The sequence below is a fragment of the Enterobacter sp. JUb54 genome, assembly GCF_014298075.1.
GTDB classification, from domain to species: domain Bacteria; phylum Pseudomonadota; class Gammaproteobacteria; order Enterobacterales; family Enterobacteriaceae; genus Klebsiella; species Klebsiella lignicola.
This window is the reverse complement of sequence record NZ_CP060418.1, coordinates 2,711,067-2,727,589: the sequence shown is the minus strand read 5'-3', so window position 1 is coordinate 2,727,589 and position 16,523 is coordinate 2,711,067. Positions and strand designations below refer to the sequence as shown.

At 53.5% G+C, this 16,523-nt stretch carries 17 protein-coding genes and 1 tRNA gene; 13 read left to right on the top strand and 5 right to left on the bottom strand.

Features of this window, described 5'->3' with window-relative positions:
* Positions 1–2: 2 nt before the first annotated feature.
* Positions 3–497, bottom strand: a complete 495-nt coding sequence (ppiB, locus tag HF679_RS12560) for a peptidylprolyl isomerase B (RefSeq protein ID WP_123755773.1) — start codon at positions 495–497, stop codon at positions 3–5.
* A 173-nt stretch (positions 498–670) separates the two neighbouring features.
* Between ppiB and cysS the strand changes: the two genes are divergently transcribed.
* Positions 671–2,056 carry a cysteine--tRNA ligase gene (gene cysS, locus HF679_RS12555; RefSeq protein ID WP_154143528.1) on the top strand — a complete coding sequence of 462 codons (1,386 nt, stop codon included), beginning with the start codon at positions 671–673 and terminating at the stop codon, positions 2,054–2,056.
* A 46-nt stretch (positions 2,057–2,102) separates the two neighbouring features.
* Here the strand turns inward: cysS and ybcJ are convergent, their stop codons facing one another.
* Both ybcJ and folD read right to left on the bottom strand, forming a co-directional pair.
* On the bottom strand, positions 2,103–2,315 hold the full coding sequence (gene ybcJ / locus HF679_RS12550; protein WP_123755775.1) for a ribosome-associated protein YbcJ: 213 nt from the start codon (positions 2,313–2,315) through the stop codon (positions 2,103–2,105).
* Between the two features lies 1 nt (position 2,316).
* Positions 2,317–3,183, bottom strand: coding sequence for a bifunctional methylenetetrahydrofolate dehydrogenase/methenyltetrahydrofolate cyclohydrolase FolD (folD, locus tag HF679_RS12545; RefSeq protein WP_123755776.1), 867 nt, complete (start codon positions 3,181–3,183; stop codon positions 2,317–2,319).
* A gap of 356 nt (positions 3,184–3,539) precedes the next feature.
* Here folD and HF679_RS12540 point away from each other — a divergent pair.
* Both HF679_RS12540 and HF679_RS12535 read left to right on the top strand, forming a co-directional pair.
* A tRNA-Arg gene (locus HF679_RS12540) sits at positions 3,540–3,616 on the top strand.
* Between the two features lie 291 nt (positions 3,617–3,907).
* Entirely contained in the window at positions 3,908–4,333 is a 426-nt protein-coding gene (locus HF679_RS12535; protein WP_123755777.1) for a hypothetical protein, read from the top strand.
* Between the two features lie 328 nt (positions 4,334–4,661).
* On the opposite strand, the gene HF679_RS12530 is transcribed toward HF679_RS12535, so the two are convergent.
* Positions 4,662–5,012 (bottom strand): DUF1304 domain-containing protein, encoded by a 351-nt coding sequence (locus tag HF679_RS12530; protein ID WP_187042099.1) that lies wholly within the window; start codon positions 5,010–5,012, stop codon positions 4,662–4,664.
* Between the two features lie 170 nt (positions 5,013–5,182).
* On the opposite strand from HF679_RS12530, the gene HF679_RS12525 reads away from it, so the two are divergent.
* The 3 genes from HF679_RS12525 to HF679_RS25025 all read left to right on the top strand — a co-directional run bounded on the left by HF679_RS12525 (position 5,183) and on the right by HF679_RS25025 (position 7,216).
* Entirely contained in the window at positions 5,183–6,469 is a 1,287-nt protein-coding gene (locus tag HF679_RS12525) for a citrate synthase (RefSeq protein ID WP_123755779.1), read from the top strand.
* A 141-nt stretch (positions 6,470–6,610) separates the two neighbouring features.
* Positions 6,611–6,823 (top strand): hypothetical protein, encoded by a 213-nt coding sequence (locus HF679_RS12520; protein ID WP_123755780.1) that lies wholly within the window; start codon positions 6,611–6,613, stop codon positions 6,821–6,823.
* A 228-nt stretch (positions 6,824–7,051) separates the two neighbouring features.
* Positions 7,052–7,216 carry a YnfU family zinc-binding protein gene (locus HF679_RS25025; protein ID WP_217426878.1) on the top strand — a complete coding sequence of 55 codons (165 nt, stop codon included), beginning with the start codon at positions 7,052–7,054 and terminating at the stop codon, positions 7,214–7,216.
* A 56-nt stretch (positions 7,217–7,272) separates the two neighbouring features.
* Here HF679_RS25025 and HF679_RS12515 read toward each other — a convergent pair whose 3' ends face one another.
* Positions 7,273–8,142: a GNAT family N-acetyltransferase gene (locus HF679_RS12515; RefSeq protein WP_123755781.1), complete on the bottom strand. Its 870-nt coding sequence runs from the start codon at positions 8,140–8,142 to the stop codon at positions 7,273–7,275.
* A gap of 399 nt (positions 8,143–8,541) precedes the next feature.
* Here HF679_RS12515 and HF679_RS12510 point away from each other — a divergent pair, with 399 nt between their 5' ends.
* From HF679_RS12510 to cadC, 7 genes are all read left to right on the top strand, one after another.
* A complete protein-coding gene (locus tag HF679_RS12510; protein WP_154143526.1) occupies positions 8,542–9,345 on the top strand; it encodes an alpha/beta hydrolase in 804 nt (267 codons plus the stop codon).
* Positions 9,333–9,704, top strand: a complete 372-nt coding sequence (locus tag HF679_RS12505) for a RidA family protein (protein WP_123755783.1) — start codon at positions 9,333–9,335, stop codon at positions 9,702–9,704. The genes HF679_RS12510 and HF679_RS12505 overlap by 13 nt, the downstream gene beginning before the upstream one ends.
* 55 nt (positions 9,705–9,759) lie before the next feature.
* The gene (locus HF679_RS12500; protein ID WP_187042098.1) at positions 9,760–10,953 is read left to right on the top strand and encodes an aromatic amino acid transaminase; all 1,194 of its coding nucleotides are present in this window, start codon (positions 9,760–9,762) and stop codon (positions 10,951–10,953) included.
* 11 nt (positions 10,954–10,964) lie between these two features.
* Complete coding sequence (locus tag HF679_RS12495) at positions 10,965–12,374, top strand: amino acid permease (protein ID WP_187042097.1); 1,410 nt, start codon at positions 10,965–10,967, stop codon at positions 12,372–12,374.
* A 306-nt stretch (positions 12,375–12,680) separates the two neighbouring features.
* On the top strand, positions 12,681–13,601 hold the full coding sequence (locus HF679_RS12490) for a Kdo(2)-lipid IV(A) acyltransferase (protein WP_123755787.1): 921 nt from the start codon (positions 12,681–12,683) through the stop codon (positions 13,599–13,601).
* A gap of 85 nt (positions 13,602–13,686) precedes the next feature.
* Complete coding sequence (locus HF679_RS12485) at positions 13,687–14,313, top strand: CatB-related O-acetyltransferase (protein ID WP_154143523.1); 627 nt, start codon at positions 13,687–13,689, stop codon at positions 14,311–14,313.
* Positions 14,314–14,555: 242 nt separating this feature from the next.
* Positions 14,556–16,118 (top strand): lysine decarboxylation/transport transcriptional activator CadC, encoded by a 1,563-nt coding sequence (gene cadC, locus HF679_RS12480; RefSeq protein ID WP_154143522.1) that lies wholly within the window; start codon positions 14,556–14,558, stop codon positions 16,116–16,118.
* The last annotated feature ends 405 nt before the right edge of the window (positions 16,119–16,523 follow it).

Genomic DNA, 16,523 nt, shown 5'->3' with positions numbered 1-16,523 from the left:
AATTATTCGCTAACGGTGACGCTTTTGATCACAACATCTTCTTTCGGCACATCCTGATGCATGCCGCTGCGACCGGTTGCAACTGCTTTGATTTTGTCGACTACGTCCATGCCTTCAACCACTTCGGCAAATACGCAGTAGCCCCAACCCTGCAGGTTTTCACCAGAGAAGTTCAGGAAGTCGTTATCAGCCACGTTGATAAAGAACTGTGCGGTAGCGGAGTGCGGCGCCTGAGTACGGGCCATTGCCAGAGTACCACGGGTGTTTTTCAGACCGTTGTTGGCTTCGTTCTGGATCGGGGACTTGGTGTTTTTCTGCTCCATGCCCGGCTCAAAGCCGCCGCCCTGGATCATGAACCCGTTGATAACACGGTGGAAAATGGTGTTGTTGTAGAAACCTTCGCGGCAGTAGTCCAGGAAGTTTTTAACTGTTTCCGGCGCTTTGTCGTCAAAGGTCTTGATTACGATATCGCCATGATTAGTGTGGAAAGTAACCATTTTTGCATCCTGTTCCGGTGATTGTGGTGCTTAAGCCCGTAATTGGGCATGACATAGGGGGCTGTTATAGCATAACCGCAGGGTTCGATCACCTTGCATTGTGTGCTGCTTCGGGGTTGAATTAAGGTTAGAATACGCGACTTATATCCACACACGTCTACACGGAATCTTCGATGTTAAAAATTTTTAATACACTGACGCGCCAAAAAGAAGAGTTTAAACCTATCCATGCCGGGGAAGTGGGCATGTACGTGTGTGGAATTACCGTTTACGATCTCTGTCATATTGGTCATGGCCGTACTTTCGTCTCTTTTGACGTCGTGGCGCGTTATTTGCGTTTTCTTGGCTATCAGCTGAAGTACGTGCGCAACATTACCGATATCGACGACAAAATCATTAAGCGCGCTAATGAGAATGGCGAAAGCTTTGTGGCGCTGGTCGATCGCATGATTGCTGAAATGCACAAGGATTTCGATGCGCTCAATATTCTGCGTCCGGATCTTGAACCGCGCGCCACCCATCATATCCCCGAGATCATTGAGATCACCGAGCAACTGATTGCCCGTGACCATGCCTATGTGGCGGACAACGGCGACGTGATGTTCTCGGTCCCGACCGATCCGAACTACGGCCAGCTGTCACGCCAGGACCTCGACCAGCTGCAGGCCGGTGCCCGCGTTGATGTGGTTGACGTGAAGCGCAACCCGATGGACTTCGTTCTGTGGAAAATGTCGAAAGAGGGCGAGCCGAGCTGGCCTTCCCCGTGGGGCAACGGTCGTCCGGGCTGGCACATCGAATGTTCAGCGATGAACTGCAAGCAGTTGGGTAACCATTTTGATATCCACGGCGGCGGTTCGGATCTGATGTTCCCGCACCACGAGAACGAAATCGCCCAGTCGACCTGCGCGCATGACGGCGAGTACGTTAACTACTGGATGCACTCCGGGATGGTGATGGTTGACCGCGAGAAGATGTCGAAATCGCTGGGTAACTTCTTCACCGTGCGTGATGTGCTGAAGTATTACGACGCCGAGACCATTCGCTACTTCCTGATGTCCGGCCACTATCGTAGCCAGCTGAACTACAGCGAAGAGAACCTCAAGCAGGCACGTTCGGCGCTGGAGCGTCTGTACACCGCGCTGCGTGGAACCGACCCGTCGGTCGCAGCCAGCGGCGGCGAAGCCTTTGAAGCGCGCTTTATCGAGGCGATGGATGACGATTTCAACACCCCGGAAGCCTACTCCGTGTTGTTTGATATGGCCCGTGAAGTGAACCGCCTGAAGACGGAAGATGCCGCGGCGGCGAACGCCCTGGCCGCGCATATGCGCAAGCTCTCCGGCGTGCTGGGGCTGCTGGAGCAGGAGCCAGATCTGTTCCTGCAAAGCGGCGCTCAGGCTGACGACGGTGAAGTGGCGGAAATCGAACAGCTGATCCAGCAGCGTCTGGATGCGCGTAAAGCGAAAGACTGGGCGGCGGCGGATGCGGCGCGCGATCGTCTGAACGAGATGGGGATCGTGCTGGAAGATGGCCCACAGGGTACCACCTGGCGCCGTAAGTAAGCGCTAAAAAAATGCCCGGCAAGCCGGGCATTTTTATTTTTCAGGTTCAGGCGGTTACGGTCACGCTCTGGCCTTCAAAACTCACCGTCTGGCCGGCGACGATTTTGCAGCGTTTGCGGGTTTCTACCGCACCATCTACTTTCACCAGACCTTCGGCAATGGAAATTTTTGCCTGCGCGCCGCTTTCACTCCAGCCTTCCAGCTTCAGTAAATCGCACAGTTCAACGTGTGGGTGCTTGCCCAGAGAAAAGTTTGCCATCTCAGGCCTCCTGTATGTCGTGATATTCTTCGCACGCCTGCAGCGTGTTCTGAATGAGTGTTGCAACGGTCATCGGGCCGACGCCGCCAGGCACTGGGGTAATGTAAGAGGCGCGCTCTGCGGCGTCTTCGAAGACCACGTCCCCGACCACTTTGCCGCTTTCCAGACGGTTGATACCGACGTCAACAACGATAGCGCCTTCTTTGATCCACTCACCCGGAATAAAGCCTGGTTTACCAACGGCGACGATCAGCAGGTCGGCATTTTCGACGTGCTGGCGCAGGTTTTTGGTAAAACGGTGGGTGACGGTGGTGGTGCAGCCCGCCAGCAGCAGCTCCATGCTCATCGGACGACCCACGATGTTTGACGCCCCGATAACCACGGCGTTCAGGCCGTAGGTGTCGATGTTGTAACGCTCAAGCAGGGTGACGATGCCGCGCGGCGTGCACGGGCGCAGACGCGGGGCGCGCTGGCACAGACGACCGACGTTGTAAGGGTGGAAACCGTCGACGTCTTTGTCCGGGGCAATGCGCTCCAGCACTTTGACGTTGTCGATGCCCGCAGGCAGCGGCAGCTGGACCAGAATACCGTCGATGGTGTTGTCGGCATTCAGGGTATCAATAAGCTCCAGTAATTCCGCCTCGCTGGTGGTTTCCGGGAGATCGTATGAGCGGGAGATAAAACCCACTTCTTCACACGCTTTGCGCTTGCTACCGACATAAATCTGCGATGCCGGGTTGCTGCCGACCAGCACGACGGCTAACCCTGGGGCGCGTTTTCCGGCCGCGGTGCGAGCCTTCACTTTTTCCGCAACCTCAGAGCGTACCTGCTGCGCAATCGTTTTACCGTCAATAATTTTTGCTGCCATCAGAGAGAGGATTCCATCTGTATCGTAACGAAAGGGGGATGCGGATATTTTGTCAGAAGCCAGCCCCGCTGTCAGTCCTCGTTTAAGATTTTATCCCTCTTTGACAGAACAGAAGGCTAAAGACACTCTTTTTATCAGGGGTATTTGGCCGATAAATGGCCTGTTTTGACGGTTTATTGTCGAAAATGGCGAAGAAGTGCTGAAAATCGGCGTTGGCTGAACTTTGACCAACCTTTGCAGTATATCCAGGCAAGTTAGCGTTATCGCGGCAGTATGATGGCAAAAGGCATTGACTCACCGAGCGTTGACCGTATAATTCCAGGCGGTTTCACTCCACGAAACTCCCGCATTTTAATGCGCCCTTAGCTCAGCTGGATAGAGCAACGGCCTTCTAAGCCGTAGGTCACAGGTTCGAACCCTGTAGGGCGTACCATTTAATCTCAATGTTATTGCTAATATTTCCCCACCGAGCTTTTCTCCTTGTGTCGTATGTGTGTCGTATGTGTGTCGTTAACATCAAACATCACCGCAATTTCTCCGGCCTGCATCCTCTACAACCAACCCTGATAACAACCATCGATGTTGCAGAAAAATCTTAATGAAACCCCCTCTGTGGCATGACTTACATCAACGTCTGCCTTTTTCAGATCGCGGATATTCGCTCGCGGATTAACAGGCCATCAGAGCCGACGTCCACAACTGAAAACACGTTAATGAGGGTTGCATGAAAAAGTTAATCGTTATTGCATCAATGGTGTCGGCGCTGGCCGGTTGCTCAAGTGAAGCCTCCCGGATGGCAAATTGTGAGGCGAAGGGGGTTAGCCGGGATGCGTGCTATATCGCAGAACAGAATCGCCAGGCCGCGATCATGAACGCGGCGGAAAAACAGGCCTTAGAAAATGCCCAGGCCATGTATCCACAGAAAGCGCAGGCAGCCAAAAAATCTGTCGCGTTTACAAAACACTATGACGGAATGACGATTAAGCGTGACGCGACGGGCATCCTGACGGTGGACGGCAAGCCTGCCGCGCAGGATGAGGTGAATGCAAAAGCGACGACCTATTCCCAGGGGCTGTACACCATCATTGCCTATACGACCGGCAAAGTGGCGGTGATGAAAGAGGGGCAGTTTTTAGGCTACGCAAAATAGGCTCACCTTCTGGTTATTAAACCGCCTGCGGGCGGTTTTTCTCTGGCTGTTCGCGGCAGTTATCATCCATAAATCGTATTGTTTACTCTCCTTGTGTTAGCTGTTGCCCGCCTGACCGCTGTTTTCCGTAAGATGATAAGCTTAAATCAAATTTTTTGTGAACTATCTCAACGAATTACGGAAAGATCATGCTCATGATAAAAATAAGAATGGTCGTGCCAGGGAGGCAACATATGAACACACCTCTTTCCGTTATTCTGTTCATCCTGCTTGCTTTCGCGGCATTGATTGAATTAGGCATTCTTTAGCACGCCGATCTTGCACCAGGCTAGCGAACGCACAGCGCAATCAGCGCTGCCACCGCAGGCAGCGCCTGCACATACAGTATTTTCCGACTGGCGGTCGCGGCACCGAAGATCCCGGCGACAATCACGCAGATCAGAAAGAAAACCTTAAACTCCAGACCCTGCTCTGCGCCCCACAATCCCCACAACAATCCGGCGGCTAAAAAACCGTTGTACAGCCCCTGATTGGCGGCCATCACCCGGGTATCGCGGGCAAAGTCGGCGCTGAGGTTAAAGGCCTTGCGGCCGGTTTTGCTCTGCCATAAAAACATCTCGAGAATCAGGATGTAGATATGAATGGCGGCGACGATAAAAATAAGCGTATCGGCTAACACGGCGATCCTTACTCAGTGATGATCATATTGATTGGCTAAAACCCGCTTTTTATCACGCTTTTAACCGTTTATATCAAAGAATAGCCGCAGCACTCTGGCTATGTTGGAAATTCGGCCTGAAGAATGGCTTCAGGGTGCTCACGATATGCTGCAGAGGGGGAATTGAAAAGATGGGGACTACGCCAGTAACACTTTCTTTGGATGGGCAGCAGTCCATCCCCCTGAATACAGTGTCCGGAACGCTGGGGCAGGTAGGTCTCGATGCCCGGGCGCTTGCATCGTCAGGAATGTGCAGCTTCGACCCCGGCTTTAGCAATACCGCCGGGTGTGAGTCGGCCATTTCCTATATTGATACCGAAAACAGCATCCTGCTGCACCGGGGTTATCCGGTCGATCAGCTGGCCCGGCAGTGCGACTTCATTGAGGTCGCCTGTATTATGCTGCAAGGGGAGGCGCCGGATGAGGCGAACTATCAAGCCTTCCGGGAGAAAATTACCCGTCATACGCTGGTCCATGAGCAGATGTCGAAAATGTGCAGTGGATTTCGCCGCGATGCCCATCCGATGGCGCTGATGTGCGCCATGGTGGGGGCGCTGGCGGCGTTCTACCATGATGTGCTGGACGTCGAAAATCCGGACCATCGCGCACTGGCTGCCACCCGCCTGCTGTCCAAAATGCCGACCATCGCGGCAATGAGCTATAAGTTTTCTATCGAACAGCCGGCGGTCTACCCGAGGAACGACCTGGCGTACGCCGGGAATTTCCTGCATATGCTGTTTGCGATCCCGGCGGAAAAATACGTTGTGAATCCGGTGATTGAGCAGGCGATGAACCAGATCCTGGTCCTCCATGCCGATCACGGGCAGTGTGCTTCCACCACCACGGTACGGGCGGCGGGCTCCTCCGGAGCTAACCTGTTTGCCTGCGTGGCGGCCGGTCTGGCCTCCATGTGGGGGCCGATGCATGGCGGCGCCAACGAGGCGAGCATGCAGATGCTGGACGCTATCGAGAGCGTGGACCAGGTGCCGGCGTTCATGAGCAAAGCGAAACGGGACCCGCAGGCCTTCCGTCGCCTGGGCTTTGGTAATTCACGTTACAAACATCTCGATCCGCGGGCCGCGATCCTGCGTGAAACCTGCCATCGGGTGCTGGCGGAGCTGGGAATGTCCGATCAGCTGCTGCAGGTGGCGATGGCCCTTGAAGAGGTGGCGCTGACCGATCCGTACTTTATTGAGAACGGCCTGTCGCCGAGCGTCGATTTCTACACCGCGGTGATCCTGAAAGCGATGGGGCTGCCTTCTTCGATGTTTGTGGTCATTACCGCCGTCGGGCGCACTCTGGGCTGGGTTGCGCACTGGAACGAAATGCACGAAGCGCCGTTGAATATCTACCGTCCGCGGCAGATTTACACCGGGGAAGCCCCCCGGGACTACGTCTCGCGCCGCGCGCAAAAATAGCGTCGGTACGCGTTTGCCACAGTCCTGGCGCCGGTGAGGCAGGCGCCAGGGCCGCAAGGGAATTATCGTGTATCGCGGTGATGAACGGCATCATAGCGCCTATAATTTATAGTGGTAGATGGTCGGTTGGAGGTAAATCGCATGATTACGCACCCGGAAGTTCGGCGCTGGGCATCGGTGATGCTGATGTCGGCGCTGCGCGGAGAGATGTCCCAGGAGGAAATATTGACCCAGGTTCATCGGATTTGTGAGAACCATGGTTCAGCATGCCTTGAAGACGTTATCGATGAAATTTTAATTGAAGCAGGCCGGATTGGATCTGGACACAGTGACGGCACCTTGTATAGGCACTGATATAATACATTGATATTGAAAAGATAACGGTCGCCGTTGTGCGACCGGCGTATGGCATGACCGCGCAAAAACGCCTTTCGATCGGAGATGGTACGCGTCTTGTTTCCGCCATCCTCACCATCTCCTGATTTTTTCTCCCTGTTTCGCTGCGCCATCGGCAGTATGGGTTGTGTGTTTTTTAATCAGCCAGTGCTATGATAAACCACACTCAATCAGCGGGTAAGGTCTATGTCATTCTTTGATAACGCAGTGAAGCGTTTTCGTTCCTCTGCAGGGACGACGGTAAGATGTCCGGAATGCCGACATAAATCACGGCATCCGCTCAGCAAGGTTAAAAACGGTGCCGCCCTGATGTGCCCACGTTGTAAATCGTTATTCGTGGTCACGCCCTGACGGATTGACGCCCGGCCGTTCACGCCGCCCGGGCAGCATGAATGGCTGAATGGCGCTCAGGCGTGCGCGAGGGTGGGGAACATCAGTTTACGGTCTTTGAAAATATTCTCTTTTGCTGAATAGATGAACAGAAAATCATCGATCTCTATCTTGTCATATTCACCCGCCCGGTCTTCCTTCGGGGTAAAACCTAAAATAACCTGCCGGGTCTGATCCGAGGCCAGTTCATTCACGATGGTGGACATCGAACTCGTACTGTCACAGAAAATATCAAAGCACAGCAGCGCATGTTCGCTCTGCATCGCTATCGCCACGGCTTTATTTTTCTCCGAGTAATAGATGCAGTGTTTCATAAACGCTGAACAATAAAACATCAACAACCCGAAGTTATTGTGCGCGGTGAGTTGAGAAAACGGATTGGATTTCTGGTAGTAAGATTTAAGAAGTTCAACATCGCCCGCGTTATCCATATCGAGCTTGTGAAAATCCCCGGCGGTCGGCATAACCGGCAGGGTGTACTGGTATTCATCCGTGCGCTCAAACCCAAATCTTGGATAAAAATCAACGGTGGTGGAGTTGGCAAACAGAAAAATCCCGTCGACGCGGTCCTGCCAGTCCGCCAGAATCTGGTTTATTAACTGGCTGGCTAATCCTTTTTCCCGATGGTCGATGGCGGTCATGACGGTGCCAATCTGAATATAGCGCCTGGGCTGGCCTTGCCACTGCAGGTCAATGATATTGGCGGAGGCATTGGCAATGACTTTATTATTATTGTCGACGAAAGCATAAGGAATATAGGATTCAGTCCAGTAGCCTTGCTTGTACCATGCCTTAAAAGAGAGATCAAAGGTCTTAATGGCTAAGTTAATGAAGCTGTTTCTTAAGACATCATCATGGACAAGCTGCTTAACTAATTTATATTTCATTGGTCTGCATCCCATTCTATATATTTTAAGACCCGACATTGCTACGGCCAAATTAATATCAAAATAATGGCTCATTTAAGCTGTTGAGTATGGACGTTTCCCGGTGTTTGCACAATCGGGACACCCTTAGCGGTGTCTCAGGACGTTGACTCGGTCACAGTACGATGGCGTGGAGGAGGTCAACAGCAAGATGTCGGTGGCGAAAAGTGAATGGTGACACCTCATCAGTCCCCTCTCAATGGCCTAATCACCCGGGAAAAGTTTCACTGGTAAAACTTATTCAGGCGAAAAATTAAATTCTATTAACCTTCACGCATTCCACTTTAACCACGCTTGACAATAAATTTTCTCATTGCTAATAGTTAAGCCACATCTTAAATAATAAACAAAGTTTAATATATGAAACTCAGCGTCGGAAGTTATGACAACAGCACCACCGTAGATAATGAAGCGGAAATACTGGCTGACTTTCAGCGGCGGAGTCAGTTGGCTTATCAACGTTGCGAAAATATCATGACTTTTTCTTATGGTGAAAAGGCGCGGGAGCGTATTGACTGGTTTATTTCTCCGAAAGAGAAAGCGGGAACCATTGTATTTATCCACGGTGGCTACTGGCAATCCTGTAATAAAGAGGATTTTGCCTTTATTACCACCGGCCCGCTGGCGCTGGGTTTCGATGTGATGCTGGTGGAATATTCGTTAGCGCCGCAGGCCACGTTGACGATGATCCACCATCAAATTGGCGCGGCGCTGGATGCCATTGCTCGCCAGCCGGGCGTGGCTGGCCCGGTGTATCTCAGCGGTCACTCTGCCGGTGGGCATCTGGCAGCCTGCTGGCAGGCACATCCGGGCGTGGAGGCGGTGCTGGCGATCAGCGGAATTTTTGAACTCGAACCGCTGCTGACCACCGCGGTGAATCACCAATTACAGCTGACGGCGCAGGAAGTGCGCGAGCTTAGCCCTCTGCGCCATGTGCCGGCACAGGCCGCGCCGCTGACGCTGTTTTACGGGAGTCGCGAGCGACCAGAGCTGATAGCACAGAGTGAATACTATGCCCAACAGCTGTGCCAGCAGGGAAGGTCGATCGGGAAAATGGCAATAGAGAATGCCAATCACTACTCCATCCTTGATGCGCTGTTTGCCACTGATGGCGCACTTTTTAGCGTACTTTGCAATTACAGGAAGCCTTTATGCGAGACGTAATTCAGACCGACCTGCCGGATATCGGCCAGCCCTTTTCCTGGGCGACGCGCGGTGGCGGGATGCTTTTTACTGCACACGGCCCGGTCCGCACCGATGGCACCATCGAAACCGGCGCGGCGGAAAAGCAGATCACATTGACCTTTGATAATCTCGCCCGCACGCTTCAGGCGGCCGGGAGTCATAGCGATAATGTATTACAGGTCATTATTTATCTTACCGATGTTAATGATGTGGCAATGCTGGATGATATTTACCGGCGTTATTTCAATGCACCTTATCCGAACCGTTCTACGGTTATTGTGGATAAATTAGTGGTGCCCGGCATGAAAATAGAGATCACCGTCAGCGCGACGGCCTGAAAACAACAATAAATATTCACCTGCTGGCCATAATTAATTATGGCTAAGGATACCTATGTTCTCAGAAATTAAACCATCGACTCCCGATCCTATTATGTCGCTGATGGAAGCGTATTTGCAGGACCGCCATCCGCGAAAAGTGAATTTAGGCATTGGCTTATATTACGACGAGCGCGGGGCGATTCCGCTGATGGGGGCCGTTAAGCAGGCAGAGCAGCGACTGCTTGCTTTGCAGCAGCCACACGGTTACCCGCCGATTGAAGGCAGTGCGCGCTTTGCCAGCCAGATCCAGACGTTGTTGTTGGGGCCAGGCGCTGCGCAGCACGCGCTGGCGACGGTACAAACCGTGGGCGGTTCGGGGGCATTGAAGCTGGCGGCAGACCTGCTCGTGCATTTTTTACAACGGAAAGAGATTTGGGTTTCCGACCCGACCTGGGCCAACCATCAGGCCATTTTTTCCGGCGCGGGGCTTCAGGTCAACCATTACCCCTATTTCGACAACCAGAGCGGCGAATTGCGCTTTGCCGAGATGCTGGCGGCCTTGCAGGCGTTGCCCGCCGGGACGGCGGTGCTGTTACATCCGTGCTGCCATAACCCGACCGGCACCGACCTGAACCCCGGCCAGTGGCAGACCCTGCTGACTATGATGCAGACGCAGCGGCTGTTGCCATTCTTCGATATCGCCTATCAGGGCTTTGGCGCCGGGCTGGAGGAGGACTGCTATGCGCTGAGGCTGGCGCTGGAGAGCGACCTGGATTTTATCGTCGCCAACTCGTTTTCGAAAAACATTGCCCTGTACGGCCAGCGAGTCGGGGGACTGACGGTTCGCTGCGCCAGCGCCAGCGAAGCTGCAAATGTGCAGGGGGCGCTCAAAACCCTGATCCGCCGGAGCTACTCCTGCCCACCGACCCACGGTAGCCGCATTGTTGAAACGATATTAGCCGATACGCAACTGTGTCAGCAGTGGCAGGCGGAGCTCACCACCATGCGCGAGCGGATCCAGCAGATGCGCCAGCGTCTGTCCGCCGGGCTGGAGCAGGGTGCCTCTGCGCTGGACTACCGGCGCATCCGCGATCAGCGTGGCATGTTCAGCTATACCGGCCTCAACGAACGCCAGGTCAGCGAACTGCGTGAACGCTATTCCATTTATCTGGTGGCCCCAGGGCGGATGTGTCTGCCCGGCCTTAATGGTGACAATATTGATTACGTCACCGCCGCGATCCTCGATGTCACCACCGCCCGTCGCTAAGGCAGGAACCGATGAAAGATCGTAAGCGTTTTGATGAGATTGCGCAGCGCCAGGACGGGCTGCAGAAGCAGCTGACCGCCGGGCAGATGTCGATGCTGGCGATTGGCGGCGCGATTGGTACCGGGCTGTTCCTCGGCAGCGCCTATGCGATTCAAATGGCCGGGCCGTCGGTGTTGTTGAGCTACCTGATTGGCGGCGTGATTGCGCTGCTGCTGATGGGCTGTCTGGCGGAAATGACCTCAGAGCATCCGACCCCAGGCTCCTTCGGCGACTATGCCGAGTTTTACCTGAGCCCGCTGTGCGGATTTCTGGTGCGTTACTCCTACTGGTCTTGCGTGGTGCTGGCGGTGGGGACCGAAGTTACCGCGATCGGGATGTATATGCAGTTCTGGTTCCCGGATACGCCGGTCTGGCCGTGGGTGCTGTTGTTCTCTGCCGTGGTTATCGTAATTAATGTCATCGGTGTGAAATGTTTCGGTCAGGTGGAGTATGCGCTCTCGACGGTTAAGGTGCTGGCGATCGTGGCGTTTATCCTGATTGGCCTGGGGATCCTCGCTTTCTCGGCTAACCCGACCTACGGCCTGCACAATTTTACCGCCAGCGGCGGGTTTATGCCGTTCGGGGTGAGCGGCATGTGGTTTGCGACCATTGTCGCTATCTTCAGCTATCTCAGCATCGAAATGATCGCCGTGGCGGCTGGCGAGGCGAAAAACCCGGTAGTGGCGGTGAAGTCGGCGTTTAAAGGGACCATCCTGCGCCTGTTTATCTTCTATATGCTGTCGATCGCGCTGATGCTGGCGATTGTGCCGTGGCGTCAGTCCGGCACCAGCGAAAGCCCCTTCCTGGTGGCGATGAACGTGATTCATCTGCCGTATGCCGGCGGTATTTTTAACTTTATTGTCCTGATTGCGGCGCTCTCGGCGATGAACAGCCAGCTGTATATCACCACCCGCATGATGTTCTCATTGTCGCGGGCCCGCCAGGCACCGGCCGGATTTGGGCGGATCAGCGCGCGTGGGATCCCGGTGAACGCGCTGGCTATCTCGTGCGTCGGGATCATGATCTCCATCGTGCTGAGCGTGCTCTACCCGCAGCAGGCGTTTGCCGCCATGATGTCCATTTCGGTCTATGGCGCCTGTTTCACCTGGCTGATGATCTTTATTACCCATCTGTTCTTCCGTCGTCAGCACCGGCAAACGGCGTTGAAGTTTCGGCTGTGGGGCTATCCCTGGACTCCGCTGCTGGGAGCCAGTCTGATGCTGGCGCTGCTGATCTCCACGGCGTTCACCGATTTCTTCCGCATGACGCTGTGGTTCGGCATTCCGTTTACCGTGCTGCTGATCGGGATCTATTACTATAGCCACCGTTCGCGGACGGTTCTGACGAGCCTGCCCACGGCCGATGCGGATCGGGTGCAGTAAATTCGCCGTTCGCCTCCGTGAGGGGGCGAGCGGATGTTCACGTTGTTGAATGACAGCCACAGAAAATAATTAAGATATTTTTATGTGGCTGGCGATATGCTATTTCACGAATGACTGAATAATTTAATTAATAATAAATTTGTTACACACAACAGAGTATCCTGCGCCCGGTTCAGCGATATAATTTTATTATTATTCGCGACGACAATATTGCCATCGATTAAATAAAACCGCCTCCGCTGTGGGATACCCCGCGTGCGCCATGCCATGTTGTCGTCTTCCTTATATTGAATAAGCAGGAATGCCATGTCGCCTTTACCGCAATTTTCACTCTCTTTTTTTCGCCCGAAATACTGGCTGATATGGCTGGGGGCGGGTCTGCTATGGCTGGCGGTGCAGCTGCCTTATCCGCTCATCTACCGCCTGGGCACGGCGATGGGGCGCCTGGCGATGCGCTTTATGAAGCGTCGCGTCAATATTGCCGAGCGCAATTTCGAGCTGTGCTTTCCTGAGATGAGCGCCGCTCAGCGCCATGAGATGGTGCGGCAAAATTTTGAATCCCTGGGGATGGGGCTGATGGAAACGGGCATGGCGTGGTTCTGGCCTGCCAGCCGCATTGCCCGCTGGACCGAGACCAGCGGCGTCGAAGAAGTGATTAACCTGCAGCAACAAAAGCAGGGGGTGTTGCTGATCGGCGTGCATTTCTTGACCCTCGAGCTGGGGGCGCGGATGTTCGGCATGCATACGCCGGGCGTTGGCGTATACCGTCCCAACGATAACCCGGTGCTTGACTGGTTACAGACCCGCGGGCGGTTACGCTCAAATAAGACCATGCTGGATCGCAAAAACCTGAAAGGGATGGTGCGGGTTCTGAAAGAGGGGGAGATCCTGTGGTACGCGCCGGACCATGACTATGGCCCGGAAAGCAGCGTGTTCGCGCCATTTTTTGGCGTCGAGCAGGCGGCCACCACGACCGGCACCTGGATTCTGGCTAAAATGTCTAAAGCGGCGATCGTCCCTTTTGTTCCGCGCCGCAAACCTAATGGTGGTGGTTATGAATTGATCTCGTTGACGCCAGAATCTACCCCGCCGCTTGAGAGCGCAGAAAGCACGGCCAGCTGGATGAATAAAATTATTGAGCAGTGCATCCTGATGGCGCCAGAGCAATATATGTGGCTTCATCGGCGTTTTAAAACCTGCCCTGATGGTGTCCCTTCACGCTATTAAGTGGTTGTTCCGGCGTCGAATCTTTTAGCTTATGATGATTCACCTGCATGCAGTCATCATATAAAAAGCAAGAAGGAATGCCACGATGGCAGACAAACACTGGGCGATAACCGAACGCCTGCACAAGACGGTCAAGAACCCGAATATAATTATTCATGGGACCCATAGCTACTACAGCGATTTTTGGGATCGGGGCTTTGAACGTTGCGTCGTGCGTCATCTGCATGACGATAGTGCCAGCGAGGAGTGGGGGCCGCTAGGCCACGTCGATAAGCTCATTATCGGCAATTTTGTCTGCATCGCCGCGGAAGTGGTCATCCTGATGGGCGGCAACAGTACCCACCGGCTCGACTGGATCAGCTTCTATCCGTTTACGGCTTCCGTCAAAGAGGCCTATCAGCCTCGCGGCGATACCGTGCTGAAAGATGGCTGCTGGATTGGCATGCGGGCGATGATTATGCCGGGCATCACGATTGGCGAAGGGGCGGTGGTGGCCGCGGGGGCGGTGGTGACTAAAGATGTCCCGCCTTATACGGTGGTGGGGGGCAACCCGGCCTGCGAGATTAAGCGGCGTTTTCCTGAAGCGGATATCGCGCGACTGTTGAAGCTCCGACTCTATGAATTACCCGAAGAGACGTTACTGCAGCTTCAACCGCTGTTATCCAGCCCGGACATTGGCGCGCTGGAACGCGCGGTGGCACAGTATCGATAACCGCACCTTCTGGTGCTATAACGGCACTTCCGCGGCGGTATCGATCGGTAATTCTGAACGGTTTCTTGATAAAATAAACAGGAGTTAATCGGTTGTTGATTGCGATGTCTGGGTATAAAAACTGGATAAGTTAAATAATTGTAGATTGATATAACGCGTTCAAGGTAATGACCCCTATCATTATTAGGTATGGGAAATGTGCTATCATCGCGCCTTTCCCTCTTCGTTTTGGGCGCTTTTTTATGCAACAACCTGTTGTTCGCGTGGGAGAATGGCTGGTTACCCCCTCCGATAACCAAATTAGCCGGAAGGGGCGTCAGCTTACTCTTGAACCGCGTTTAATCGATCTTTTGGTCTTTTTTGCTCGCCATCCTGATGAAGTTCTCAGCCGGGACGAGCTCATTGATAATGTCTGGACCCGTAACGTGGTGACCAGCCACGTCGTAACACAAAGCATTTCTGAGCTCCGTAAGTCGCTGAAAGATGGGGATGATAGTAGCCCCGAATATATTGCGACGGTACCCAAGCGCGGCTATAAGCTCACGGTACCGGTGATCTGGTGTACGGAAGAAGGGGAAGCCCCCGCGCCGGTTATCTCTCCGGCGATGCCTGCTCCGCCGACCGCCACCGCCGCTGCCGCCACGGCTGTGGCGAGTGAACCTGCTGCGCCCGTACTCTCTGACGAGGGGCTGCACAGTCAGCCGACGCCGGTTAAATCAGAAAAACGCCGACGCATCACCACCTTTGGCGTCTGGATCCTGTTCCTGCTGGCTCTCGGGACCTGCGTGGCGTTGGTCGCGCTGTCGACGATGGAGTCGCGACCGCCGGTGACCAAAGCCCGCCTGCTGCTGAACCCGCGTGATATCGATATTCACCTGCTGAAAGGCGGCTCCTGTACTAACTGGGCGTCGCAGCACGCCTATGCGGTGGGCTTAGGCAGCCTGGTGGCGACCTCGCTCAACACCTTCTCGACGTTTATGGTGCATGACAAAACCGACTACAACATCAACGAGCCCAGCAGTTCGGGCAAATCGTTGACCATTGAGTTCGTGAACCAGCGCCACTATCGCGCGCAGCAGTGTTTTATGTCCGTGCAGATGGTCGATAACGCCGACGGCTCGATGATGATGGACAAGCGTTATTTCATCACCAGCGATAACCAGCTGGCGATTCAAAACGATCTGTTGAGCAGCCTGTCGGAAGCGCTTAAGCAGCCCTGGTCCGATCGCATGCAGGCGATGCTGAAACAATATCAGCCCTCGCACAGTACGGCGCTGACTCAGTTCTACGAGTCACATCAACTATTAATGAACGGCGATGTTGATTCATTAGGTAAGGCCAGCGCACTGCTTGACGATGTGACCAAAGACTCACCGGAGTTTTGTTATGCCTATGCCGAAAAAACGCTGGTTGATGTTTTACGCCATTCGCAGCAACCGTTGAATAAAGAACAGCTCAACGCGCTGTATGCTGAAATCTCACGGGTCGGCGAGATGCCGGGGATAAAAAACATGGCGGTATTTTATCAAATTAAAACAGTGGATCTCTTAGGTCAGGGTAAAGTCGACGAGGCGTATGAAGCTATTAATACCGGGATCGATCTGGAAATGTCGTGGGTGAATTACGTGCTGTTAGGCAAAGTCTACGAAATGAAAGGAGAGAACCGGGAAGCAGCCGATGCCTATCTGACCGCGTTTAATTTACGTCCTGGTGAAAACACACTGTACTGGATTGAAAATGCGGTATTCCAGACCTCAGTGACCCGCGTCGTGCCGTATCTCGATAACTTCCTCTCTGCAGAATAGGAGCATATCCCATAAGGCGAATATTGTTGCAGCCAGTTTGGACACGGACAGAGCGAAACCACCGGAGCGTACACGAAGTACGTGAGGATGGTGAGCACTGCCCAGGGCCAAAATGGCAAATAAAATAGTCTAATGGGATAAGTTCTAAGTAAACCCTCATCATGCGCAATATTATGAACATGATGAGGTTAAATTTATGTTTCTTCTGAGAGCTTGAGTTGTTATATCTATTGAGCAATAAAATCCCCTCCAATAACACAATTCCAACATCAAACCCCATCCCTAACTAACTGTTTTTAATCAATGTTTATCTTTTTATGATATCAACGTGTCATCCTGATATGTTGCCATAAAAATGTCAAAATATCATTTGTCTGATGTTTGTAGTTATTTCACTTTATCTTT

What these genes read in the sequence shown, in the direction of transcription:
- ppiB (WP_123755773.1), bottom strand. Translation starts at nt 497, where the DNA reads ATGGTTACTTTCCACACTAATCATGGCGATATCGTAATCAAGACCTTT.
- cysS (WP_154143528.1), top strand. Translation starts at nt 671, where the DNA reads ATGTTAAAAATTTTTAATACACTGACGCGCCAAAAAGAAGAGTTTAAA.
- ybcJ (WP_123755775.1), bottom strand. Translation starts at nt 2,315, where the DNA reads ATGGCAAACTTTTCTCTGGGCAAGCACCCACACGTTGAACTGTGCGAT.
- folD (WP_123755776.1), bottom strand. Translation starts at nt 3,183, where the DNA reads ATGGCAGCAAAAATTATTGACGGTAAAACGATTGCGCAGCAGGTACGC.
- HF679_RS12535 (WP_123755777.1), top strand. Translation starts at nt 3,908, where the DNA reads ATGAAAAAGTTAATCGTTATTGCATCAATGGTGTCGGCGCTGGCCGGT.
- HF679_RS12525 (WP_123755779.1), top strand. Translation starts at nt 5,183, where the DNA reads ATGGGGACTACGCCAGTAACACTTTCTTTGGATGGGCAGCAGTCCATC.
- HF679_RS12520 (WP_123755780.1), top strand. Translation starts at nt 6,611, where the DNA reads ATGATTACGCACCCGGAAGTTCGGCGCTGGGCATCGGTGATGCTGATG.
- HF679_RS25025 (WP_217426878.1), top strand. Translation starts at nt 7,052, where the DNA reads ATGTCATTCTTTGATAACGCAGTGAAGCGTTTTCGTTCCTCTGCAGGG.
- HF679_RS12515 (WP_123755781.1), bottom strand. Translation starts at nt 8,142, where the DNA reads ATGAAATATAAATTAGTTAAGCAGCTTGTCCATGATGATGTCTTAAGA.
- HF679_RS12510 (WP_154143526.1), top strand. Translation starts at nt 8,542, where the DNA reads ATGAAACTCAGCGTCGGAAGTTATGACAACAGCACCACCGTAGATAAT.
- HF679_RS12505 (WP_123755783.1), top strand. Translation starts at nt 9,333, where the DNA reads ATGCGAGACGTAATTCAGACCGACCTGCCGGATATCGGCCAGCCCTTT.
- HF679_RS12500 (WP_187042098.1), top strand. Translation starts at nt 9,760, where the DNA reads ATGTTCTCAGAAATTAAACCATCGACTCCCGATCCTATTATGTCGCTG.
- HF679_RS12495 (WP_187042097.1), top strand. Translation starts at nt 10,965, where the DNA reads ATGAAAGATCGTAAGCGTTTTGATGAGATTGCGCAGCGCCAGGACGGG.
- HF679_RS12490 (WP_123755787.1), top strand. Translation starts at nt 12,681, where the DNA reads ATGTCGCCTTTACCGCAATTTTCACTCTCTTTTTTTCGCCCGAAATAC.
- HF679_RS12485 (WP_154143523.1), top strand. Translation starts at nt 13,687, where the DNA reads ATGGCAGACAAACACTGGGCGATAACCGAACGCCTGCACAAGACGGTC.
- cadC (WP_154143522.1), top strand. Translation starts at nt 14,556, where the DNA reads ATGCAACAACCTGTTGTTCGCGTGGGAGAATGGCTGGTTACCCCCTCC.